Origin of the sequence: Arthrobacter sp. Marseille-P9274, from assembly GCF_946892675.1 — a bacterium.
Lineage (GTDB): Bacteria > Actinomycetota > Actinomycetes > Actinomycetales > Micrococcaceae > Crystallibacter.
Genome location: NZ_CAMPOV010000001.1, coordinates 700,193 through 720,353, shown reverse-complemented (window position 1 = coordinate 720,353; position 20,161 = coordinate 700,193). Strand labels below are relative to the sequence as shown.

Here is a 20,161-nt window from a genome sequence, read left to right as displayed (position 1 = left end):
AGAAGACGACATGACTGCCGAAACTTTGCAGCGGCCCCTGACCGTGCTGGACCGCACCCCCTTGCAGCTCCGGACCAAGCGCAGTGCCTCCGACTGTGTCGCCGAACTGGAACTGGTCCACCCGGAGGGAACTGATCTTCCGGTATGGGAGCCGGGCGCACACATCGAGGTCCATCTGCCCTCGGGGCTTAGCCGCCAGTACTCGCTGTGCAGCGCGCCGGAGGCCAGCGGATCCTACCGCCTGGGCATCCTGAACGAGCCTGCGGGCCGGGGCGGTTCCCGGTACATCCACGAGGAACTGCGCGAGGGCGATATCGTCGAGGTGTCCGGCCCCCGGAACAATTTCCCGCTGGTGGAATCCCCTGCCTACCACTTCATCGCGGCAGGCGTGGGCGTCACCCCGATGATGCCCATGATCGAGGCGGCAGAGCGGCAGGGCGCGGACTGGAAGATGACCTTCATGGGACGCTCACGCTCTTCGATGGGCTTCTGGAAGGAACTCGCGGACGCGTACCCCGGCAAAGTCGAGATCCGCCCGGATGATGAGTTCGGCTTCCCGGACCTGGCCGCCCTTTTGGGGACTCCCCGCGAGGACTACAAGATCTATGCCTGCGGTCCCGAGGGGCTGCTGCGGGCGTTGGAAAGCACGACGGCGGATTGGCCCGCCGGGACATTGCACCTGGAGCGCTTCGCGCCCAAGGACGCTGAGGCGCTGACGGCCGCAACGTCGTCGTTCACGGTCAGGCTCGCCCTGAGCGGACTGGAAATCGAGGTGCCCGCGGACCGTAATATCGTCGAGGTCGCCGAGGAAGCGGGGGCGCCCGTGATTTTCTCCTGCATGGAAGGAACCTGCGGAACCTGTGAGACCCGCATCCTGTGCGGCGAGGCCGACCACCGCGATTCCATCCTCAGCGACGAGGAAAAGGCTTCCAACGAGATGATGATGATCTGTGTCTCCCGGGCCAAGTCCGACGTCATCGAACTCGAACTCTAGATCAGGCAGGGACATCACAGCATGAACAACGAGCAGCAGCAGCCCGTCCTCATCATCGGAGCCGGACCCGTTGGCATCCTCAACGCTTTGGGCTTGGCCCGGGCCGGCGTTCCGGTGGCGGTTTTCGAGCGGGCGGCCGAGGTTGTGCAGTCGCCGCGGGCCATGGTGTACCACTGGTCCGTCCTGGACGGGCTGGAGCGCCTGGGCCTGTTCGAGGATGCTACCGCGAGGGGCTTCCTCAAGCAGGACTACACCTACAAGGTGCACAAGACCGGCGAGGAGATCCACTACGGGCTCAAGTCCCTCGAAGGACACGTCAAGCATCCGTACAACCTGCACCTCGGCCAGAACGTCCTCGTCGAGATCGCCCTTGAACATCTGTCCCGCTACCCGAACGCCGAGGTCTTCTGGAACCACAAGTTCGTCGGGCTGGAGCAGGACGCGGACTCGGTGACTGCCAGCTTCGAAACGGCGAAGGGCACGGTCACGGCGTCAGGTTCCTGGCTGATCGGTGCCGACGGAGCGCGGAGCCGGGTCCGCCAAAGCCAGGGCATCGACTTCGACGGCATCACCTGGCCCGAGCGCTTCGTGGCTACCAACATCCGCTATCCCTTCGAAGCTGCGGGCTACAGTCAGACCACCATGCTCATCGACGACCAGTACGGCGCGATCATCACCAAGATCGATAACAGCGGCGAGACGGGGCTGTGGCGCTACACCTACTGCGAAGACGCGTCCCTGCCGGAAGAACAGGTCGCGGAGCGCATGCCCGGCTTCTTCGCCTCCATCGTCAAGGACCCGGAGAACGTGGTCGTCGAGGCCTTCTCGCCCTACAGCATGCACCAGCGGGCTGCTACCTCGTTCCGCTCCGGACGGGTGCTGCTGGCCGGAGACGCGGCCCACGCGACCAACCCGACTGGCGGGCTCGGGCTGACCAGCGGCCTCTTCGATACCTACGTGCTTGCCGAGGCGCTGGCCGCGGTTATCCGGGGCGAGGCCGACGACGCCGTGCTGGATGAGTACGCCCGTGAACGCCGCCGGGTCTTCACCGAGATCGTCAACCCGACCGCCAGCAACAACAAGCGGATGGTCTACCATTCGTCGGATCCCGAGCGGCTGGAGGAAGACCTGGCGGCACTCCGCCGGCTCCGCACGGACGAGGAAGCCGTGGTCAAGCGCCTGCTCTTCCCGAAGTCCCTGGAAACGCCTTCCCTGATCGGAGCGTGGTAATTATGGCCGGCATCAGCGACTTCGCCGGACGGACGGCCGTTGTCACCGGCGGCGCCAGCGGCATCGGCTTCGCCATGGCACAGCGTTTCCTGCAGGAAGGCATGCGCGTGGCGATTGCCGACGTCGAGCAGTCCGCCCTGGACAAGGCGACCGGCGAACTCTCCGCCCACGGGGAGGTCGTTGGGGTCCGCACCGACGTCCGCAGGGTCGAGGACCTGCAGGCGCTGGCCGACGCGGTGCTGGCCAAATTCGGCCGCGTCGACGTCGTCTGCAACAACGCCGGGGTGGAAACCGGCGGCAGCTTCCTGAGCATTCCGGAGGAGGCCTGGCGCTGGGTGATGGACGTGAACTTCTTCGGCGTGCTCAACGGCTGCCGGGTGTTCCTGCCCCTCCTCGAAGCGAACGGCGGCGGCCACATCGTCAACACCGCTTCCGTGGCCGCCTTCAACTCGGGCACTGCGACCATGACGCCGTACTGCGCCTCGAAGTTCGCGGTGCTGGGGATGAGCGAGTCCCTGGAGATCGAGCTGCGCACCGGAGGCAGCAACGTCGGTGTCTCGCTCCTGGCACCGGGGCCGGTCAAGACCCGCATGGTCGAGGCCGAGCGGAACCGGCCGGCCGACGTGCCCGCCGCGACCGAGCCCGGCCGCGTCGCCGTCATGGAGCGCCTGGCCGCGACGACCGCGGAGATCGGGCTGGAGCCCGCCGAGGTGGCCGACAAGGTCCTCGACGCGATCCGCGACAACAGCTTCTTCGTCCTCACCCATCCCCAGATGGCGCAAGCGGGTGTCCGGCGGCGGCTCGACTGGATGACTACGGGCATCCCGCCCGCGGCACGTCAAGCCGGCTCCTGATCATTAGAACTGTCCACGAAGGAACGCAATCATGACTGAAACCATCATCGAGGCGCCGGTTTCCGACTACGACGCCTTTACCCTCGAGTCGCTCCACGACGTCCACCGGTACGACGGCGAACAGCGCGAGATCGCACCCGTCGTCTACATGGAGAAGTACGACTACTACGCCATCACCCGCTTCGCCGAAATCCAGAAGGCGCTGCGTGACTGGCGGACGTTCTCCTCGACGGACCGCCCGTTCTACGCGCCCTCGCCGTTCCGCCCGCGCACCCTGATCCTGGAGGACCCGCCCGAGCACACGGCGTCGAAATCCGCCGTGTTCAAGGTCTTCGACGCGGACAACCTGGCCAAGATGTCGGAGTACTTCAGGGCCGAGGCCGAGAAGCTGCTCGACAATATGCTGGCGGACGGCCCGGCCGAGATCAACGCCTACAACGACCTCTCGGTCAAGTACGTGCTCAAGGTCTTCCCTGACGTGCTGGGCCTGCCCGAGGAAGGCCGCGAGCTGCTGCTGAAGTTCGGGGACGCCGTCTTCAACGTCTTCGGGCCGCCCAGCGACCTCCAGGCCCGGAAGCTGGCCAGCGGCGCCGAAGCCATGGAATGGGTCGAATCCAACACGGCCCGCGAAGTGCAGCGCGAGGGCGGCATCGGCTGGCAGCTCTACTCGATGGCGGACGAGGGCAAGATCTCCGAGCACACGGCCCAGCAGATCCTGAAGTCCATCTTCGCAGCCGGTTTCGATACCACCACCGCATCGATCGCCTCGATGATCCGCGCCTTCGCCGATAACCCGGGGGAGTGGGAGAAACTGCGCGCCAACCCGGACCTCGTCGACAACGCCTGGGAGGAAGCGATCCGTTTTTACCCGGCTTCCCGGTACGGCGGCCGGTACGCGGCCAAGGAGACCGTCCTGGGCGGCGTCCGGATTCCCCAAGGCGCCAAGATCCTCACCATGTGGCTCGGCGCCGGCCGGGACCCGCGCCAGTATGACGCACCGAACGAGTTCCGCGTCGACCGGGACCTGAAGGGCGGGCACCTGTCCTTCGGCTTCGGCATCCACACCTGCGCCGGCAACCAGGTGGCCCGGCTGGAGGCCCGCACCCTGTTGCGCGCTATGGTCGAACGCATCGAGAAAATCGAGCTGGTCGGCGAGCCGCGCCAGACTGTGAACTACCAGGCCTTCGGACATGACTACGTGCCCGTCCGGCTGACTCCCGCGGTCTGACGGGTATGCCAGCGATGGCTGAAAACGCTGCCGGTCCGCACCACAGCGCCTTGGCGCGTACGGTGCGGACCGGCGGGTTCTTCCTGCCCGGCGATCTGCAGGACTCCGGAAGGCGGGCGTGGCAACTGGGCCCTGCCTGGGTCCAGTGGGAGGCTCCGGCCTCCGGGACGGACAAATGCCCGTTCGTCTTCGTCCACGGCGGCGGCGGGCAGTCCACCGACTGGCTCGGCGTGGCGGACGACGTCCCCGGCTGGGCGCCGCAAGCCGTGGAACAGGGTTTCCCCGCGTACCTGCTGGACCGGCCCGGGCACGGGCGCTCGCCGTATGACCCGGAGCGGTTGGGGGCGCGCACGGGGTTCCCCGGCTATGCGGGGGCGGCGGCGGTTTTCGTGCCGGAAGAGGGAAGTGCGACGGCGGAAAGTACGACGGTGGGAAGCATGACGGCGGTCAATCCCGCCTGGGCATGGGGCCGTCGACCCGGTTCGGCAGAGCTGGATGCCCTGGTCGCCTCCTCGTCCGGCATGCTGACGGACACGCCCCTCGGGCAGGAGCTGGACGCCCGGCGCATCGCCGACCTGCTGGAGCGCACCGGCCCGGCGGTGCTCGTGACCCATTCCGCCGGTGCCGCCGGCGGCTGGCTGGCCGCCGCCCGGGCCCGCCATAACGTCCGCGCCATCGTCGCCGTCGAACCCATCGGGCCTCCGTACCAGTCCCTCGGGCCTCGCGGGCGGCTGGAGCACGGCGTGACTGCCGTCCCGCTGGAGGCGCCATTCGGTAGCCACGAGCCGCCCCTGGGTGGAGTGCCGGTGCTCGTAGTCTCCGCGGAAGCCTCCGGCCGGGCGGACAACGACGCCAAGACGGTGGCCTTCTTGAACAGCGCGGGGGCAGTCGCTTCACAGCTGCGGCTGGAGGAGCTGGGGATCTCAGGCAACGGGCACGGATTGATTTTCGAAAGCAACACCAAAGACATTTTTGCGCCGGTCCTGCAATGGCTCGCCGGTCTCGACATCAGCTAGGAGCACGCAATGACGCAAGCTACGCCTCTGTCCGCCCGCCGGCAGGAGGTCCCGTCGACCAACCTGCGCATGTGGGGACTCGATTCACCCAAGATGGACATCGATGCCGCCCATCTGGTGGTCGGTGCCGAGGGAACCGTCCGGATTCCCCTCCCCGCGTACCTGATCGAGCACGAGCAGGGACTGGTCCTGTTCGACACCGGCATGAACCCCCTGGTCTGCGACGATCCGGGACTCGTGTACGGCGAAGGCCGGCCGGAGCGGGACATGATCGTGGGCGAACCGGAGCAGCGGATCGACCGGCAGCTGGCCAAGCTCGGGTACCGGCCGGAGGACGTCACACATGTGGTTCTCTCGCATACCCATGCAGACCACGCGGGCGGCCTGTACCTCTTCCCGCAGGCCAAGTTCTACGCCGGCCCCGGTGAACTGCAGTGGCAGGCAGGCCACGGTCCCTCCACCTCGCATCTCTTCAACCCCACCGACTTCACCGAGGAGGTCCAGGCGTTCGACTGGCATACCGTCCAGGCACCGAGCCAGGATCTGTTCGGCGACGGCGCCATCACCATCCACCACACGCCCGGCCACACACCGGGGGAACTGAGCGCACTGGTCCGGCTGCCGTCCCAGAACATCCTCCTGACCGGCGACACGGTGCACCTGCGCGAAGCGGTGGAATGGGACGAAGTCGATCCCTCGGACTGGGACTTCGACGAGGGACGAGCCTCCATCGCGAAGCTGAAGCACCTGCGCGACACGGAAGATGCCAGCCTGTGGATTGCCCACGACCCGAGGGACTGGGAAGACTTCGGCGGTGCGCTGCAGGAAATCGTCTGATGGCGCGCCTGCTCTTCGACTACCGCTGCACAGAGTGCCGGGCTGACATCGAACTGTTCGTGCCCACACCGGCCCCGCCCAGCATGGAATGCCCCGCTTGCGCGGGTGAAGCCCGACGGCGGTACACCAGCAGGGGACTCGCCCTGCGCGGGGAGAGCCTACGGGCGGTTGCGCCGGCCTCCGGCGGCGTCGAATGTCGGGACAACGCCGACGTTCCCGGGCTGTGCCACGTGGCTCCGGCCGCCCGCCGCCGCCTGATCTCACGCCACCGCGGGGACGTGGAGACGTACGAGGCGGAAACCAAGCGGCAGACCCGTGAGTTCGAGGCCAAGGGGCCACCCAAGCTCCACCAAGTCATCAGCCAAAGCCACTAGGCGGCAGCACAGCCGCGCCGGACCGCGCAGACGGGTCCGGCGCGGCTGCGCCAGCTCGGCGGCCAGGATCGTGCGTCGAGCAGGCCCGCGTGACCGATCATCGGATAACAAAGAACTGTCCGGCCAGCTCCCGCAGCTGGCCGGACAGTTCTTTGTGGTTGGCTTGTCCCCGGTACGCGTCGTTAGCCGTTATGCCCCGCCCAGCGGGCGATCTCCGTGTGGTCGGCCGTCGGCTCGAGCTCGGCTGCCGCCTTCGACCACAGCTCGACGGCGTAGCTGCCGAGCACGCTCGGCTGTTTGATGTCCGCTGCCAACTGGGTTGCGATCCTCATGTCCTTGAGCATCAGCCCCAGCCCGAAGCCGGAGTTGTAGCCGCCCGTGAGGACGAAGTTCGGCCACTTGTTCTCGGTGGAGCCGCTGCGTCCGCTGGAGGAATTGAAGACCTCCAGCATGGTTTGCGAGTCCAGTCCGAATTCCTGCCCGGCGACCATGGCCTCGGACGTCGCCAGGAGGTGGGTGGCGGAGAGCAGGTTGTTCAGGGCCTTCAGCGCGTGGCCTGATCCCACTGCGCCGGTATGGCGCACGCGGCCGAGCACCGAGAGCACGGGGGAGAGCGACTCAATCGTCTCCGTTTCGCCGCCGGCCATGATGGTCAGCGTTCCCTTTTCCGCCCCGCCGACGCCTCCGGAGACGGGCGCGTCCACCAGTTGCGCAAGGCCCTGGGCCGCCAGCCGTTCGGCAAGGGCCCGAGTGCGCAGCGGCTCCGAAGAACTCATGTCCACGATCACGGCGGATGCAGGCAAAGCCGCGGCGACACCGTCGTCCAGCAGGACAGACTCGACGATGGCCGAGTTGGGCAGCATCAGGATCAGGACGTCGGATGCCGCGGCGACCTGGGCCGCGGTTTCGACGGCGGTTCCCCCGGCCCGGGCCAGACGGTCACGGTTTTCCTCGGCGAGATCGGTGCCGGTGACGGAGAATCCGGCCTCGACCAGCCGGCCGGACATCGGGGTTCCCATGTTGCCCAGGCCGATGAAGCCGATCCGGGGCTTGGCCACCTCAGACATTGACGCTCATTTCCTTGATCGTGGCTTCGGCGATCCGGAAGGACTCCAAAGCGGCCGGAACACCGACATAGATCGCCGTCTGCAGGAGCACCTCCCGGATCTCCTCGGGCGTGACGCCGTTGTTGATGGCTCCCTTGACATGCACGGAGAGTTCGTGGCCGCGGTTCAGGGCGGTCAGCATCGCAAGGTTGACCAGGCTGCGGTCCCGGCGCTCCAGTCCAGGGCGGGACCAGGTAGCGCCCCAGCAGTACTCCGTCACGAGTTCCTGGATGGGGCGGGCGAATTCGCTGACGCTGGCCATCGACTTCTCCACGTGCGCGGCGCCGAGCACCTCCTTGCGGATTTCCAGTCCTTCGGCAAATGTCTCTTCGTGGGTATGGTGCTTTTCCATGATTTCCTTTCCGGGGGCGGTACGTGGGTGGCTGCCGGGCTAGCCGGCGGGCGTCGGTTCGGTGCCGGCAGGGGCGAGCACGATGTCGAAGCGCGCCCGGGTCCAGCCGGAAGCCAAGGCGCGGCCGTCCGGAGTCGGCGTGCCGGCCGGCTGCTGGACGAAGTCCTTGACCAGCGACTCCTTGACGCCGAAGACCGTGTCCGACTTCAGCAGCTCGTCGCCGCGGACGAAGATGTGCGTGACCAGGGTGCGCAGCCCCTCGGCGGTGACCATGAAGTGCAGGTGCGAGGCTCGCATCGGCGACCGTCCGGTGGCCTCGAGCATCTGCCCGACCGGGCCGTCGTGCGGAATCGGGTACGGGGTCGGCGTCAGGCCCCAGAACGAGTACTTGCCCTCCTCGTCGGCGAAGAGGTGGGCCCGGCCGGCGACCCGGTTATCGGAGTACTGCACGTCGTAGAAGCCGTCCTCGTCGGCCTCCCAGACCTCGATCCTCGCGTTCGGTACGGGGTTGCCGTCCGTGTCGGTGACCGTGCCTTCGATCCAGCAGGGCTGGCCTGGCGCGCCGCCGGCGATGTCGCCGCCGTTCGGGATCTCGGGCGCGTCATCGACGAAGAACGGGCCGAACACGGTCGCCTCGGTGGCGACGGCGCTGCCGGTGCAAGTCGGGTTGTTCACGGCGATGGTCTGCATCGAGGCGCCGAGGACATCGGATAGCAGGATGAATTCCTGGCGCTTGTCGTCGGTGATGTGCCCGACGGCGGTGAGGAACCCGATCGCATGGTTCCACTCCGCCTCGGTCAACCGGACGTCGCGGATGAAGCCATGCAGGTGGGTCACCAGCGACTGCATCACCTGCTTGAGCCGGGCGTCCGGGGCGTTGTCGAAGGAGGCGAGGACGTTGGCGACCAGGCGCTCCTCCACGGCCGACTGGTCGGCGGTGACCTTCCTTGGCATGGGCTGGTTTGTTTCGGCAGTGCTGCTCACGGTCGGCTCTCCTTCGTTCAGGTCGTGGCCAGGGCCCGGACGGCCGGGACCTGCCCTTCGAGGGCGGCGTGCAGAAGCGCCGTGACGCTTTCCTCGGCCACGGCAGCAGGGTTCGACGCCGGTGCGGCCTTGACGATGCGGCGCACAGCCTCGGGGATGTCGGCTTCGGTGAAGCCGTGGTCCCGCAGCGAGACCGGGGCGTTCAACCTGCTCCGCAGTTCGTTGAGCAGCTCCACGGCTTCCTCTGCGGCGTCGGTGCGGCTACCGGAGGCTGAGGCCGCTCCCATGCCGGACCGTAGGGCACCGGCGAGCCGGGCAGCGGCGTCGGGCGCGGCCGGGCCGTTGAATGCGAGCACGTACGGCAGCACGGTCGCGTGGGTTTCCGCGTGGGGCATGTTGAACGTCCCGCCCAGGACGTGGCAGATCTTGTGGTGCAAACCCGAACCTGCCGAGGCGAAGGCCACGGCGGCGAGGTAGGCGCCGTAGAGCGCCGTCTCGCGCCCCTCCAGGCCTTCGGGATTCCCTGCGATGCGGGGGAGGCCGTCGGCCAGGGCGCGGACGCCTTCGGCCGCGAGAGCCTGGTTGATCGGGTCGGCCTTCGGCGCCCACAGCGAATCGACGCAATGCGCGAGGGCGTTCAGACCCGATGCGACTGATAGGGCGACCGGCAGGCCGACGGTGAGTTCGGCGTCGTAAATCACCGCCGCGGGAAGGACCTTGTCATCGACGCCGGTGGTCTTGGTTGCCCCCTCCGTCAGGCCCCAGACGTTGGTCGCCTCGGACCCTGCGTAGGTAGTGGGAACCGCAACGATCGGGATGCCGCTGGTCAGGGCAACGGCCTTGGCCAGGCCGGTGGTGGAACCGCCGCCGACACAAACGATGAGGTCGATGTCGCCGTCGGCGGCAGCCTTGCGGGCCTTCTCCGCCGTCTCGACGGGAACGTGCTGGACCACGTCGGAATGCCACAGGACTACGTCGATGGAAGCAAGGGCCTTGTCTGCAAGGCTTCGCTCGAATTCCGAGGAGATGCACATGACCCGGCGGGCTTCGTGCCTGGCCACCTCCTTGGCGACGTGTTCGGCGGCCTTGCCCGTGCCGAAGAGCACTCGCTGGCCGAGGGTGATGTGTTCGAAGTTCATGGTTTCCTTCCGGAAGAGGCAGTGGACTGGCTAGTTGGCAGCGACAGGAACGGATTCCCGGGGATCGAACAAGCCCTCCTGCGATTTGCGCGCCTGGGCGAGCACGGCCAGGCGGACCAGGCAGATCATCGAGATGGCCAGGGTCGCGGCGACGAAGACCGGCACGGCGTAGAGGTTCCCCGTCGAATGGAGCAGCCAGGTGGCGATCATGGGCGTGAAACCGGAGCCGACGACGTTCGCCAGCTGGTACCCCAGCGACATGCCGGTGAAGCGGACTTCGGCCGGGAACGCGTCGGCGAAGAGGGCGGGCTGCAGCCCGTAGCAGATGGTGTACAGCCAGCCGAAGCCGACCGCGTACGCGACGCCGACGAGCAGCGGCTGGGCGGTGGAGACGGCCCAGAACATGAAGAAGATCGCGACGATGGCGGCCACGGAGCCGATGATGATGAGGCCCCGGCGGCCGTACTTGTCGGAGAGGTGGCCGGAGAAGAGGATCATGGGGATCTGGATGGCGAAGGAGAGCATTGTGAAGGTCAGCATGGTCGACGCCGGAATGCCCATGTCCTTCTGGCTGTAGCCCACCAGATACGTCATGACCACCACGGAGAAGGCGCCGAAGCCGAGGAAGCCGCCGGCCACCAGGAGCACCGCCCGCATGTTGTTGCGCAGGACCGAGGCGATCGGAACCTTGACATCGCGGCCCTGGTCCTTGGTCGCCTGGAACTCGGGGGATTCGGCGATCTTGAGCCGGATGAACATGCCCACGATGACGAGGACGAAGCTGAACAGGAAGGGCAGGCGCCAGCCCCAGGCCATCAGCTGGTCCTGCGGCAGCAGAGTAACCAGCAGGAACACCGCATTGCCCAGCAGTGCACCGGTAGCCGGGCCGACCTGCGGGATCGCGGCGAAGAGGCCGCGCCTGTTCTCCGGGGCGTACTCGAAGGCCATCAGGATGGCGCCGCCCCACTCGCCGCCGAAGGCAATGCCCTGCAGGAACCGCAGGGCGGTCAGCATGACCGCTGCCCAGATCCCCACCTGCTCGAAGGTGGGCAGCATGCCGATCGCCAGCGTCGCGACACCCATCAGGAGCAAGGTGATGACCAGCATGGGTTTGCGGCCGATCCTGTCGCCGAAGTGTCCGAACACGACGGCGCCCAACGGGCGGGAAATGTATCCGACGGCGAGCGTGCCGAAAGTGGCGAGGGTCGCGATGAACGGATCATTGTCCGGGAAGAACAGCTGGGGAAAGACGAGCGCGGCAGCCAGTCCATAGATGGAAAAGTCGTAGTACTCGATGGCGTTGCCGGCAAGGCTGGCGCCTGCCACACGGCGTAGCGCGCTGCGCGGAGCCTCGCTTGTCTGGAGCGGGAGCGACACGGGCTTCCTCCTTGAAGACAGTTGTCTGACGTTGGTGTCCAGCCACGACTGTGCGGCAGGTCACTGCGATACTAGGAGCGCGGACACATACGCTACAAGTAAGTCAGACCGGGTAGGCATAGCGAAAAACTATGCCTCGCTCCTGGTGCCGCCGTTCCAGGAGCCGAAGCCCGCCTATTGTTTCCCCAACCCCCGGGTGGAAGTATGCCGTCATGGCAAAGTCACTGACCGTCGGCTACGCGGCCATGCTCGAGCAGTTCCACCCCAGCGAGGCGGTGGCGCTGTCCGAGCATGCGGAGCAGCACGGCTTCTCCGGCGTCATGGCGGCCGACCACTTCCAGCCGTGGGTGCCCGCGCAGGGCGAATCGGCCTTCGTCTGGAACGTGCTCACGGCCCTGGGGGAGCGAACCAAGGGCGACATCGGGCCGGGCGTCACCTGCCCGAGTTTCCGCTGGCACCCGGCGATGGTGGCGCAGGCGTCGGCCACGCTCGCGGCCATGTATCCGGGCCGGCACTGGCTGGGGCTGGGGTCCGGCGAGGCGCTGAACGAACACATCGTGGGGCAGTACTGGCCGGAGCCTCCGGAGCGGATCAACCGGATGTTCGAGGCGATCGAGATCATCAACAAGCTCTTCGCCGGTTCGCTGGCGGGCAAGGACGTCCGGCACAGCGGCACCTACTACAAGCTGGAGTCCACGAGGCTGTGGACGATGCCGGAGGTGCCGCCGGAACTCCTGGTCGCAACGGCGGGCCCGGTGACCGCCAAGCGCGCGGGCAAGAACGCCGGCGGGCTGATCACCGTCGGCGCGCCGCTGGACAAGGTCGCGATGCTCTTCGACCGGTTCGACGCCGGAGCCAGGGAAGCGGGTAAGGATCCTTCCGGCATGCCGAAGGTGCTGCAGCTGCACCTGAGCTGGGCCCCGACCTATGAAGAAGCGCTGTCCAACGCGATGACGGAGTGGCCCAACGGCGGCATGAAATTCCCCAAGGCGGACATCCGCTCTCCCTTCGAGCTGGAGCAGATGGCCAAGCTGGTGCGCCCGGAAGACTTCGAGGGCCGGATGGTCATCTCCGAAGATCCGGACGTGCACCGTGCCGCCATCCAGAAGTTCGCCGACCTGGGCTTCGACCGCATCTACCTGCACAACGTGGGCCGCAACCAGCGCGAGTGGATCGAGGTCTTCGGCGGCACCGTGGTCCCGGCGCTGACGCGATGAGCCCGCGCGCGCTGTCTGTTTTCGCCGTCGAGGGGATCGGCGAGATCACCGCCGGCGACGACCTGGCCGCCGTCATCGAGGCGGCCGCGGGCGGTGACCTCCAGGAGGGCGACATCCTGGCGGTGACGTCCAAGATCCTCTCCAAGGCCGAGGGCCGCCTGCTGTCGGCGGCGGACCGGGAGGACGCGATCACCGCGGAAACGGTCCGGGTGGTCGCGACGCGTGCGCATGACAACGGCGTGACCCGGATCGTGGAGAACCGGCTGGGCGTCGTCTCCGCAGCCGCGGGCGTGGATGCCAGCAACACGCCCGAGGGGACCGTGCTCCTGCTGCCGGTTGATCCCGACGCGTCCGCCCGCCGGCTGCGCGCGGAACTGCACCGGCGCTGCGGAGTGAACGTCGCCGTCGTTATTACGGATACCCTCGGCAGGCCCTGGCGGAACGGGCAGACGGACGCCGCGATCGGCGTCGCCGGGCTGGCGCCGCTGGCCGACCTGCGCGGTTCCGTGGACAGCGCGGGCCGCCGGCTGAGTGCCACGGTCACCGCCGTCGCCGACGAGATCGCGTCCGCCGCGGACCTGGTCAAGGGCAAGACCAGCGGCTGCCCGGTGGCCGTGGTGCGCGGGCTGGGCGCGCTGGTTAAGCCTCCAAACAACGACGGCGAAGCGAGCCTCGGGGAGGCGGGTGCGGCTGCGCTCATCCGGTCCGCCGAGCAGGACATGTTCCGCCTGGGCACGGCCGAGGCGATGGAGGCAGGGCGGCAGGAAGGGCTGGAGGCCGGCCGCCGCGAGGGATTCGATGCCGGCCGGCGGGAAGGCTTCCGGCAGGGCTACACGGCCGGACTCGCGGAAGGCTCGCGCGGCGTGGGATCCGCCGAAGCATTCCGAGGCGCGGGATCCGACGATGAAGCACCGTGCGCAGGATCGGACAACGAAGGCGCGGAGGGCGGGGCCTCCGGCAACGGGCCGAAGGCCACCAGCGGCCTGCCCGTGAGCGGGTGGTCCAGCACGACGGCTTCGACCCCGTAGACCCGGCGGATCAGGGCGGGCACCAGGACCTCGGCGGTGGGACCTGCCGCGGCGACCCGGCCCTGGTGCAGCACGATGACCCGGTCGCAGTAGGCCGCCGCGAGGTTGATGTCGTGCAGGGCGGCCAGCACGCCCACGCCGCCGGCCGCCAGGTCCCGGACCAGCTCCATGGTGGACAGCTGGGCGTTGACGTCCAGATGGTTGGTGGGTTCGTCGAGCAGCAGCACTTCCGGTTCCTGGGCGAGGGCCTTGGCCAGCTGGACCCGCTGGCGCTCGCCGCCGGACAACGTGGAGTACCGGCGGCAGGCAAAGTCTTTCAGCCCCACCGCCTCGAGGCTCCGTCGGGCGGTGTGCAGGTCCTCGCCGCCGGTGCCGGCCAGCACGGAGCGGTAGGGCATCCGGCCCAGCAGCACCACGTCCAGCACGGTCAGCGGCAGGTCGGTGGCGGCACTCTGCTCGACGAAGGCCAGGCGGCGGGCGCGTTCCTTCCGCGGCAGCGCGTGGAGGCTGGCGCCGTCCAGCAGGACGGTGCCGGCATGCGGCGCGGCGACGGCGGCCAGCAGCTGCAGCAGGCTCGTTTTGCCCGCGCCGTTGGGGCCCAGCAGCCCGGTGACGCTGCCGGCCGGGACCGGGCAGTCCACGCCGTCGAGAATCAGTGTGCCGCCTGCCCGGTATTCGAGGTCGACTCCGCGGAGGTTCATGCCGCGTCCCTCCTGTGCCAGAGCATGGCGATGAAGACGGGGGCGCCGAGCAGCGCGGTGATGATGCCGACGGGGATTTCCCGCGGGTCGAACAGCGTCCTCGCGAGCGTGTCCGCCCAGACCATGAAGACGGCCCCGGCCAGGGCCGCGAGCGGAAGCAGGGCGCGGTGCCGGGCACCGGTCAGCAGCCGGACGGCGTGCGGCAGGACCAGGCCGACGAAGCCGATGGAGCCGCTGACCGAGACCATGGCCCCGGTGAGCACCGCGGTTCCGCCCAGCAGGAGCCAGCGGATGGCGCTGACGTTGAGGCCGAGGGCCGCCGCCGCGGTGTCTCCGAAGGCGAAGCCGTCGAGGATCCGGCCGGCCAGCAGCACCGGCACCCCCGCCGCCACGAAGGCGGTCCCGGCAATGGCCACCGAGCTCCACGAGGCGGCGGACAGCGAGCCCATCATCCAGCTGAGCACCTCGCGGTAGGAATCGCCCTGCGCGGAGAAGAAAATGATGAAGGCGGTCAGGGCGGAGGCCAACGCGGAGACGGCCAGCCCGGCGAGCACGGTGCGGGTCGGGGTGATGACGCCGAGCGCCGAGGCCAGGCCGAGGGTGAGCACCATCGCCGCCATCGCGCCGGCGAACGCGGCCACCGGCAGCAGCATGGCGGCACCCAGCAGGAGGACCGCGACGGCGCCGAGTGAGGCTCCGGAGCTCAGCCCCAGCAGGTAGGGGTCGGCCAGCGGATTCCGCGTGAGCGCCTGCATGACCGCGCCGCTGACGGCCAGGCCGGCACCGACCAGTGCCGCGGTGAGCAACCGGGGCAGCCGCAGCTCCCAGATGATGGCGTCCTGGATCGGCGTCAGGTCCGCGGCACCCGGCGACTCCGGGCGGAGTCCCAGATGCTGGAGGATCGAACCGAGGACCTGCTGCGGAGACAGGTTGGCCGGCCCGAACGAGACGGCGGCCAGCACCGAGGCCGCCAGCGCGGCCAGCAGGACCAGGCCCCACAGCACGCCCGACCCCGGCGTCAGGTCCGCGGAGGCGGGCGCCGCCGTCGTCATTTTTTGCCCGCTGTGCTCGCGAAGGCTCATGGTGCGTCCAGCTTCGCCAGCTGGTCCGTCAGCGACTGGACGGTTTCGACGCTGCGGACGCCGGCTTCGGAGGCGGCGAACGGCACCACGAGGTACCGGCCCTCCTTGACCGCGTCCAGCTGCGAGATCACCGGATGCTGCTCCAGCACGCCGATCTTCTTCTTGACGCTGCTCCAGCTGGAATCCACCAGCACGATCACGTCCGGGTTCCGGTCCGCAACCGCTTCCCAGGACAGTGGCGACCAGGCCTGGTCCACGTCGGCGGCAATGTTCCGCAGCCCGGCCGCCTCCATCACCAGCTGCGGAGCCCCGGTGCCGCCGCCCACATACGGGGTATCGGACCCGGAGCTGTACCAGAGCGCGGACAGCCCCTTGCCGTCCGGCTCGACGGCCTCCAGCTGCCTGCGCTGTTCGGCGACGAGTCGGTCCGCCCGGGCGCCGGCGTCGAAAATTGCCCCGACCTCCCGGATGTCCGCGAAGATCTGGTCGAAGGTCAGCGGATCCGGCTGGTAGCCGGGCTCCCGGCAAGCCGCGGGGGAGACGTAGGTGTTGATCCCCAGCTTGCCCAGCGCCGCGCGCTCGCCGGCGCCGTCGGCGGAGAAATTCGATTCCCAGCCGGCGTAGACGAAGTCCGGATCCAGGACCAGCACCGGCTCCTGCGCCGGGAGCTGTTCGGAGATCACCGGCAGGTCCTGCCGCCACCGCTCGGGGACGGGGCCGTCGGCGAAGGCCGTGCCGACGATCCGATCGCCCAGGCCAAGGGCGAGCAGCAGTTCCGTGCTGGTCGACTTGATCGTGACCACGCGCCGGGGCGGGGCGCTGACTGTTACCTCGGTGCCGCAGTTGTCCACGGTGAAGGGAAAGGCCGACGCCGGAGCTCCCGCGCCGTCGTCGGGTCCGGTTGCGGAACCGGTTGCCGCGGCGCCGGGCGCGGTCCCGGCCGGCGCGGGCCCGCCGCACCCGCTGAGCAGCAGGGAAGCGGCGGCCAGGACGGGTAGCGTCCGGAGTAAAACGGCGGGAGTGCGCATGGGACCTCGGTTCGTCAGCCGGCGAGGGGTGTCGAAACAACCGGCGCTGCAAAGGGACCGGCAACGGCCGGAGACCGGCGGCCTAAGTCCAGGCCGCGGGAGCCGGCCATACGCAACCGGCGGGTCTGGCACAGAGTATAGGCGCGCGAACCGGAGCCGGGCGAGGATCCATGCCTCCCTGCCATGGTTTTCCCAGCATCGTGGGGCTAATGTTTCAGGCACGAATCGATACACGTTTGTCTGATGCGCGTAGGACCGGATATCGGAGGCAGTCGATGACCATTGTTAGGGCAGCACTCACGCAGACCACCTGGACCGGGGACGAGGAGTCCATGGTCCGCAAGCACGAGGACTTCGTCCGCAAGGCGGCGGCGGAGGGCGCCCAGGTGATCTGCTTCCAGGAACTCTTCCACGGTCCCTACTTCGGCATTGTCCAGGACAGCAAGTACTACGGATTCGCGCAGCAGGTGCCGGGGCCGCTGACCGAGCGCTTCTCGACCCTCGCGGCCGAGCACCACATCGTCATCATCCTCCCGGTCTACGAGGAGGAGCAGCCCGGGATCTACTACAACACCGCCGCGGTCATCGACGCGGACGGCAGCTACTTGGGCAAGTACCGCAAGAACCACCTGCCGCATGTGGACAAGTTCTGGGAGAAGTTCTACTTCCGGCCCGGCAACCTCGGCTGGCCGGTTTTCGACACGGCCGTCGGCAAGGTCGGCCTGAACATCTGCTATGACCGGCACTTCCCCGAGAGCTGGCGCGTCCTCGGCGTCAACGGCGCGCAGTTGGTGTTCAACCCGAATGCGTCCAAGCCCGGGCTGTCCAACCGCCTGTGGGAGCTCGAGCAGCCCACCGCCGCGGCGGCCAACGGCTACTTCGTGGTGGTGCCCAACCGCGTCGGCTCCGAGGCCAACGAGTTCGGGGATGAGGCGGTGAACTTCTACGGCACCTCCTACGTCGCAGACCCGCAGGGCAACTACGTCGGCGAGCTGGGCAGCGGCACCGAGGAGGAACTGCTGATCCGCGACCTGGACATGGACCTGGTCCGGACCGCGCGCAACAACTGGCAGTTCTACCGCGATCGCCGCCCGGACGCGTACGGGCCGATCGTCGCACCGTAACCAGCAGAGGACCGAGCGGCAGGAGGAGCAGCCATGCCAACAACTTTGATTACCGGCGGCACCGTGGTCAGCTCCACCGGCCGCGCGGAAGCCGACGTCCTGATCGACGGCGAAACAATTGCCGCCGTGCTGGCCCCCGGGTCCGCCCTGCTGGGCCACGACCTGAAGTCCTCCGTGGACACCGTGCTGGACGCCGCCGGCAAGTACGTCATCCCCGGCGGCATCGACGCGCACACCCACATGCAGATGCCCTTCGGCGGCACCGAGGCCAGCGACACCTTCGAGACCGGCACGCGGGCGGCGGCCTGGGGAGGTACGACGACGATCGTGGACTTCGCGATCCAGAAGTACGGTGAGCGCGTGATGGACGCGCTGCAGTCCTGGCATGGGAAGGCGGACGGCGAGTGCGCCATCGACTACGGCTTCCACCAGATCATTGGCGACGTGAACGACGATTCGCTCAAGGCGATGGAGGGCCTGATCGGCGAGGGGATCTCCAGCTACAAGATGTTCATGGCGTACCCCGGCGTCTTCTACAGCGACGACGCGCAGATCTACAAGGCCATGCGCGTCGGCGCGGAGACCGGCCTGATGACCATGATGCACGCCGAGAACGGCCCCGCCATCGACGCCATGGTCGCCGAACTGCTCGCCCAGGGCAAGACCGATCCGTACTACCACGGGGTGGCCCGCGCCTGGCAGATGGAGGAGGAGGCCACCCACCGGGCCATCATGCTGGCCAACCTCACCGGCGCCCCGCTCTACGTTGTCCACGTCTCCGCCAAGCAGGCCGTCGCCCAGCTGGCCGCCGCCCGGAGCAGCGGCCAGAACGTCTTCGGTGAAACCTGCCCCCAGTACCTGTACCTGTCGCTGGAGGACCAGCTGGGCGCGCCGGGTTTCGAGGGTGCCAAGTGGGTCTGCTCCACGCCGCTGCGGTCCAGGCACGAGCATCACCAGGACCACATGTGGCAGGCGCTGCGGACCAACGAACTCCAGATGGTGTCCACGGACCACTGCCCGTTCTGCATGAAGGGCCAGAAGGACATGGGCGTGGGGGATTTCTCCAAGATCCCGAACGGCATCGGCGGGGTGGAACACCGGATGAACCTGCTGTACCAGGGGGTGGTGGAGGGCAGGATTTCGCTGGAGCGGTGGGTGGAGATTACAAGTACGACGCCGGCACGCATGTTCGGGATGTATGGCAGGAAAGGTGCCATTACCCCGGGAGCCGATGCCGACGTCGTTATCTACGACCCCGCCGGGCACACCTCGATTGGCCTGGAGAAAACCCACCACATGAACATGGACTATTCCGCCTGGGAAGGGTTCGAGATCGACGGCCACGTGGACACGGTCCTGTCCCGGGGCCGCGTCATCATCGACGACAACCAGTACCTGGGCAGCAAGACGCATGGCCGGTTCCTGCGGCGTGATCCCAGCCAGTACCTGATCTAGGAGCGAGCCATGGAATTCGGAGTTGTCCTGCAATGCGACCCGCCGGCCGCCCGTACGGTGGCGCTGGCGAAGAAGGCCGAGGAGCACGGGTTCGACTACGTCTGGACCTTCGATTCGCACCTGCTCTGGCAGGAGCCCTACGTGATCCACAGCCGGATCCTGGCCGAGACGCGCACCATCAAGGTGGGGCCGATGGTCACCAACCCGGCCACCCGGGACTGGACCGTCACGGCGTCGACCTTTGCCACCCTGAACGAGATGTACGGCAACCGGACGGTCTGCGGAGTGGGCCGCGGCGACTCGGCGGTGCGCGTGATCAACGGCGCGCCGACCACCCTGAAGACCCTGCGCGAGGCCATCCACGTGATCCGCGAGCTGGGCAACTCCCGCCCGGTCGAGTACAAAGGGGCCACCCTCCAGTTCCCGTGGAGCAAGGGGTCGCAGCTGGAGGTGTGGGTCGCCGCCTACGGCCCGATGGCGCTCAAGCTCGCGGGCGAGGCGGGGGACGGCTTCATCCTGCAGCTGGCCGACGTCGATATTGCCGAATGGATGATCCAGACCGTACGCACGGCCGCGGCCAACGCCGGCCGGGATCCGATGGCCGTCAAGTTCTGCGTCGCCGCGCCCATGTACGTTGGCTCGGACGTGGACCACATGCGGGACCAGTGCCGGTGGTTCGGCGGCATGGTCGGCAACCACGTGGCGGACATCGTGGCCAAGTACGGCTCCGACTCCGCCGTGCCGCAGGCCCTGACCGACTACATCGCCGGCCGGCAGGACTACGACTACAACGAGCACGGCCGGGCCGGAAACGTGCACACGTTGTTTGTCCCGGACGAGATCGTCGACCGGTTCTGCGTGCTCGGCACGGCGGAGCAGCACATCGAGAAGCTGGAAAAGCTCAAGGCGCTCGGGGTGACCCAGTTTGCCGGCTACCTGCAGCATGACAATAAGGAAGAGACGCTGCGGGTCTACGGCGAAACCATCATGCCGGCGCTGCGCGAGCACGTGGTGGCCAAGGCCTGAGCGAACCCG

At 68.0% G+C, this 20,161-nt stretch carries 19 protein-coding genes and 1 pseudogene; 12 read left to right on the top strand and 8 right to left on the bottom strand.

The features are described 5' to 3' along the window. Positions 1-10 precede the first annotated feature (10 nt). Genes OC550_RS03295 through OC550_RS03265 form a run of 7 tightly spaced genes read left to right on the top strand, consistent with a single transcriptional unit; the run spans position 11 to position 6,533 of the window. Positions 11-994, top strand: a complete 984-nt coding sequence (locus OC550_RS03295; protein WP_262103878.1) for a PDR/VanB family oxidoreductase — start codon at positions 11-13, stop codon at positions 992-994. A 21-nt stretch (positions 995-1,015) separates the two neighbouring features. Then, positions 1,016-2,224: an NAD(P)/FAD-dependent oxidoreductase gene (locus OC550_RS03290; protein WP_262103877.1), complete on the top strand. Its 1,209-nt coding sequence runs from the start codon at positions 1,016-1,018 to the stop codon at positions 2,222-2,224. A gap of 2 nt (positions 2,225-2,226) precedes the next feature. Beyond that, complete coding sequence (locus tag OC550_RS03285; RefSeq protein WP_262103876.1) at positions 2,227-3,078, top strand: SDR family NAD(P)-dependent oxidoreductase; 852 nt, start codon at positions 2,227-2,229, stop codon at positions 3,076-3,078. A 31-nt stretch (positions 3,079-3,109) separates the two neighbouring features. Beyond that, on the top strand, positions 3,110-4,306 hold the full coding sequence (locus OC550_RS03280; RefSeq protein ID WP_262103875.1) for a cytochrome P450: 1,197 nt from the start codon (positions 3,110-3,112) through the stop codon (positions 4,304-4,306). Positions 4,307-4,320: 14 nt separating this feature from the next. After that, positions 4,321-5,322 carry an alpha/beta fold hydrolase gene (locus OC550_RS03275; protein WP_262103874.1) on the top strand — a complete coding sequence of 334 codons (1,002 nt, stop codon included), beginning with the start codon at positions 4,321-4,323 and terminating at the stop codon, positions 5,320-5,322. A 9-nt stretch (positions 5,323-5,331) separates the two neighbouring features. Then, positions 5,332-6,159 (top strand): N-acyl homoserine lactonase family protein, encoded by an 828-nt coding sequence (locus tag OC550_RS03270; RefSeq protein WP_262103873.1) that lies wholly within the window; start codon positions 5,332-5,334, stop codon positions 6,157-6,159. Next, the gene (locus tag OC550_RS03265) at positions 6,159-6,533 is read left to right on the top strand and encodes an FmdB family zinc ribbon protein (RefSeq protein WP_262103872.1); all 375 of its coding nucleotides are present in this window, start codon (positions 6,159-6,161) and stop codon (positions 6,531-6,533) included. Before OC550_RS03270 ends, OC550_RS03265 begins: the two co-directional genes overlap by 1 nt. Positions 6,534-6,715: 182 nt before the next feature. On the opposite strand, the gene OC550_RS03260 is transcribed toward OC550_RS03265, so the two are convergent. The 5 genes from OC550_RS03260 to OC550_RS03240 are packed head-to-tail and all read right to left on the bottom strand — an operon-like array spanning position 6,716 to position 11,491. Further along, positions 6,716-7,600, bottom strand: coding sequence for an NAD(P)-dependent oxidoreductase (locus OC550_RS03260; protein WP_262103871.1), 885 nt, complete (start codon positions 7,598-7,600; stop codon positions 6,716-6,718). Further along, complete coding sequence (locus OC550_RS03255) at positions 7,593-7,991, bottom strand: carboxymuconolactone decarboxylase family protein (RefSeq protein WP_262103870.1); 399 nt, start codon at positions 7,989-7,991, stop codon at positions 7,593-7,595. Before OC550_RS03255 ends, OC550_RS03260 begins: the two co-directional genes overlap by 8 nt. 39 nt (positions 7,992-8,030) lie before the next feature. Further along, on the bottom strand, positions 8,031-8,945 hold the full coding sequence (locus OC550_RS03250; protein WP_262106235.1) for an intradiol ring-cleavage dioxygenase: 915 nt from the start codon (positions 8,943-8,945) through the stop codon (positions 8,031-8,033). A 47-nt stretch (positions 8,946-8,992) separates the two neighbouring features. Beyond that, on the bottom strand, positions 8,993-10,114 hold the full coding sequence (locus OC550_RS03245) for a maleylacetate reductase (protein ID WP_262103869.1): 1,122 nt from the start codon (positions 10,112-10,114) through the stop codon (positions 8,993-8,995). A 30-nt stretch (positions 10,115-10,144) separates the two neighbouring features. Beyond that, positions 10,145-11,491 (bottom strand): MFS transporter, encoded by a 1,347-nt coding sequence (locus OC550_RS03240; RefSeq protein WP_262103868.1) that lies wholly within the window; start codon positions 11,489-11,491, stop codon positions 10,145-10,147. Positions 11,492-11,703: 212 nt separating this feature from the next. Between OC550_RS03240 and OC550_RS03235 the strand changes: the two genes are divergently transcribed. Together OC550_RS03235 and cofE are read left to right on the top strand one after the other, a co-directional pair. Further along, positions 11,704-12,708, top strand: a complete 1,005-nt coding sequence (locus OC550_RS03235; RefSeq protein WP_262103867.1) for a TIGR03557 family F420-dependent LLM class oxidoreductase — start codon at positions 11,704-11,706, stop codon at positions 12,706-12,708. After that, a pseudogene (gene cofE / locus OC550_RS03230) lies at positions 12,705-13,430 on the top strand (coenzyme F420-0:L-glutamate ligase); the annotation flags it as partial. The gene OC550_RS03235 and the pseudogene cofE, both read left to right, overlap by 4 nt. Positions 13,431-13,537: 107 nt before the next feature. On the opposite strand, the gene OC550_RS03225 reads toward cofE, so the two are convergent. From OC550_RS03225 to OC550_RS03215, 3 genes are read right to left on the bottom strand one after another with little or no spacing between them, the layout of a single operon-like run. After that, entirely contained in the window at positions 13,538-14,437 is a 900-nt protein-coding gene (locus OC550_RS03225; protein ID WP_262103866.1) for an ABC transporter ATP-binding protein, read from the bottom strand. Next, complete coding sequence (locus tag OC550_RS03220; RefSeq protein WP_262103865.1) at positions 14,434-15,519, bottom strand: putative F420-0 ABC transporter permease subunit; 1,086 nt, start codon at positions 15,517-15,519, stop codon at positions 14,434-14,436. The genes OC550_RS03225 and OC550_RS03220 overlap by 4 nt, the downstream gene beginning before the upstream one ends. Further along, positions 15,516-16,547 (bottom strand): putative F420-0 ABC transporter substrate-binding protein, encoded by a 1,032-nt coding sequence (locus OC550_RS03215; protein ID WP_262103864.1) that lies wholly within the window; start codon positions 16,545-16,547, stop codon positions 15,516-15,518. The genes OC550_RS03220 and OC550_RS03215 overlap by 4 nt, the downstream gene beginning before the upstream one ends. Before the next feature lie 275 nt (positions 16,548-16,822). Between OC550_RS03215 and OC550_RS03210 the strand changes: the two genes are divergently transcribed. The 3 genes from OC550_RS03210 to OC550_RS03200 are packed head-to-tail and all read left to right on the top strand — an operon-like array spanning position 16,823 to position 20,152. Further along, positions 16,823-17,671 (top strand): nitrilase-related carbon-nitrogen hydrolase, encoded by an 849-nt coding sequence (locus tag OC550_RS03210; RefSeq protein WP_262103863.1) that lies wholly within the window; start codon positions 16,823-16,825, stop codon positions 17,669-17,671. Positions 17,672-17,704: 33 nt separating this feature from the next. After that, positions 17,705-19,126, top strand: a complete 1,422-nt coding sequence (gene hydA / locus OC550_RS03205) for a dihydropyrimidinase (protein WP_262103862.1) — start codon at positions 17,705-17,707, stop codon at positions 19,124-19,126. Between the two features lie 9 nt (positions 19,127-19,135). Then, positions 19,136-20,152 carry a TIGR03842 family LLM class F420-dependent oxidoreductase gene (locus tag OC550_RS03200; protein WP_262103861.1) on the top strand — a complete coding sequence of 339 codons (1,017 nt, stop codon included), beginning with the start codon at positions 19,136-19,138 and terminating at the stop codon, positions 20,150-20,152. Positions 20,153-20,161: the final 9 nt, after the last annotated feature.

What these genes read in the sequence shown, in the direction of transcription:
- OC550_RS03295 (WP_262103878.1), top strand. Translation starts at nt 11, where the DNA reads ATGACTGCCGAAACTTTGCAGCGGCCCCTGACCGTGCTGGACCGCACC.
- OC550_RS03290 (WP_262103877.1), top strand. Translation starts at nt 1,016, where the DNA reads ATGAACAACGAGCAGCAGCAGCCCGTCCTCATCATCGGAGCCGGACCC.
- OC550_RS03285 (WP_262103876.1), top strand. Translation starts at nt 2,227, where the DNA reads ATGGCCGGCATCAGCGACTTCGCCGGACGGACGGCCGTTGTCACCGGC.
- OC550_RS03280 (WP_262103875.1), top strand. Translation starts at nt 3,110, where the DNA reads ATGACTGAAACCATCATCGAGGCGCCGGTTTCCGACTACGACGCCTTT.
- OC550_RS03275 (WP_262103874.1), top strand. Translation starts at nt 4,321, where the DNA reads ATGGCTGAAAACGCTGCCGGTCCGCACCACAGCGCCTTGGCGCGTACG.
- OC550_RS03270 (WP_262103873.1), top strand. Translation starts at nt 5,332, where the DNA reads ATGACGCAAGCTACGCCTCTGTCCGCCCGCCGGCAGGAGGTCCCGTCG.
- OC550_RS03265 (WP_262103872.1), top strand. Translation starts at nt 6,159, where the DNA reads ATGGCGCGCCTGCTCTTCGACTACCGCTGCACAGAGTGCCGGGCTGAC.
- OC550_RS03260 (WP_262103871.1), bottom strand. Translation starts at nt 7,600, where the DNA reads ATGTCTGAGGTGGCCAAGCCCCGGATCGGCTTCATCGGCCTGGGCAAC.
- OC550_RS03255 (WP_262103870.1), bottom strand. Translation starts at nt 7,991, where the DNA reads ATGGAAAAGCACCATACCCACGAAGAGACATTTGCCGAAGGACTGGAA.
- OC550_RS03250 (WP_262106235.1), bottom strand. Translation starts at nt 8,945, where the DNA reads ATGCCAAGGAAGGTCACCGCCGACCAGTCGGCCGTGGAGGAGCGCCTG.
- OC550_RS03245 (WP_262103869.1), bottom strand. Translation starts at nt 10,114, where the DNA reads ATGAACTTCGAACACATCACCCTCGGCCAGCGAGTGCTCTTCGGCACG.
- OC550_RS03235 (WP_262103867.1), top strand. Translation starts at nt 11,704, where the DNA reads ATGGCAAAGTCACTGACCGTCGGCTACGCGGCCATGCTCGAGCAGTTC.
- OC550_RS03225 (WP_262103866.1), bottom strand. Translation starts at nt 14,437, where the DNA reads ATGAACCTCCGCGGAGTCGACCTCGAATACCGGGCAGGCGGCACACTG.
- OC550_RS03220 (WP_262103865.1), bottom strand. Translation starts at nt 15,519, where the DNA reads ATGAGCCTTCGCGAGCACAGCGGGCAAAAAATGACGACGGCGGCGCCC.
- OC550_RS03215 (WP_262103864.1), bottom strand. Translation starts at nt 16,547, where the DNA reads ATGCGCACTCCCGCCGTTTTACTCCGGACGCTACCCGTCCTGGCCGCC.
- OC550_RS03210 (WP_262103863.1), top strand. Translation starts at nt 16,823, where the DNA reads ATGACCATTGTTAGGGCAGCACTCACGCAGACCACCTGGACCGGGGAC.
- hydA (WP_262103862.1), top strand. Translation starts at nt 17,705, where the DNA reads ATGCCAACAACTTTGATTACCGGCGGCACCGTGGTCAGCTCCACCGGC.
- OC550_RS03200 (WP_262103861.1), top strand. Translation starts at nt 19,136, where the DNA reads ATGGAATTCGGAGTTGTCCTGCAATGCGACCCGCCGGCCGCCCGTACG.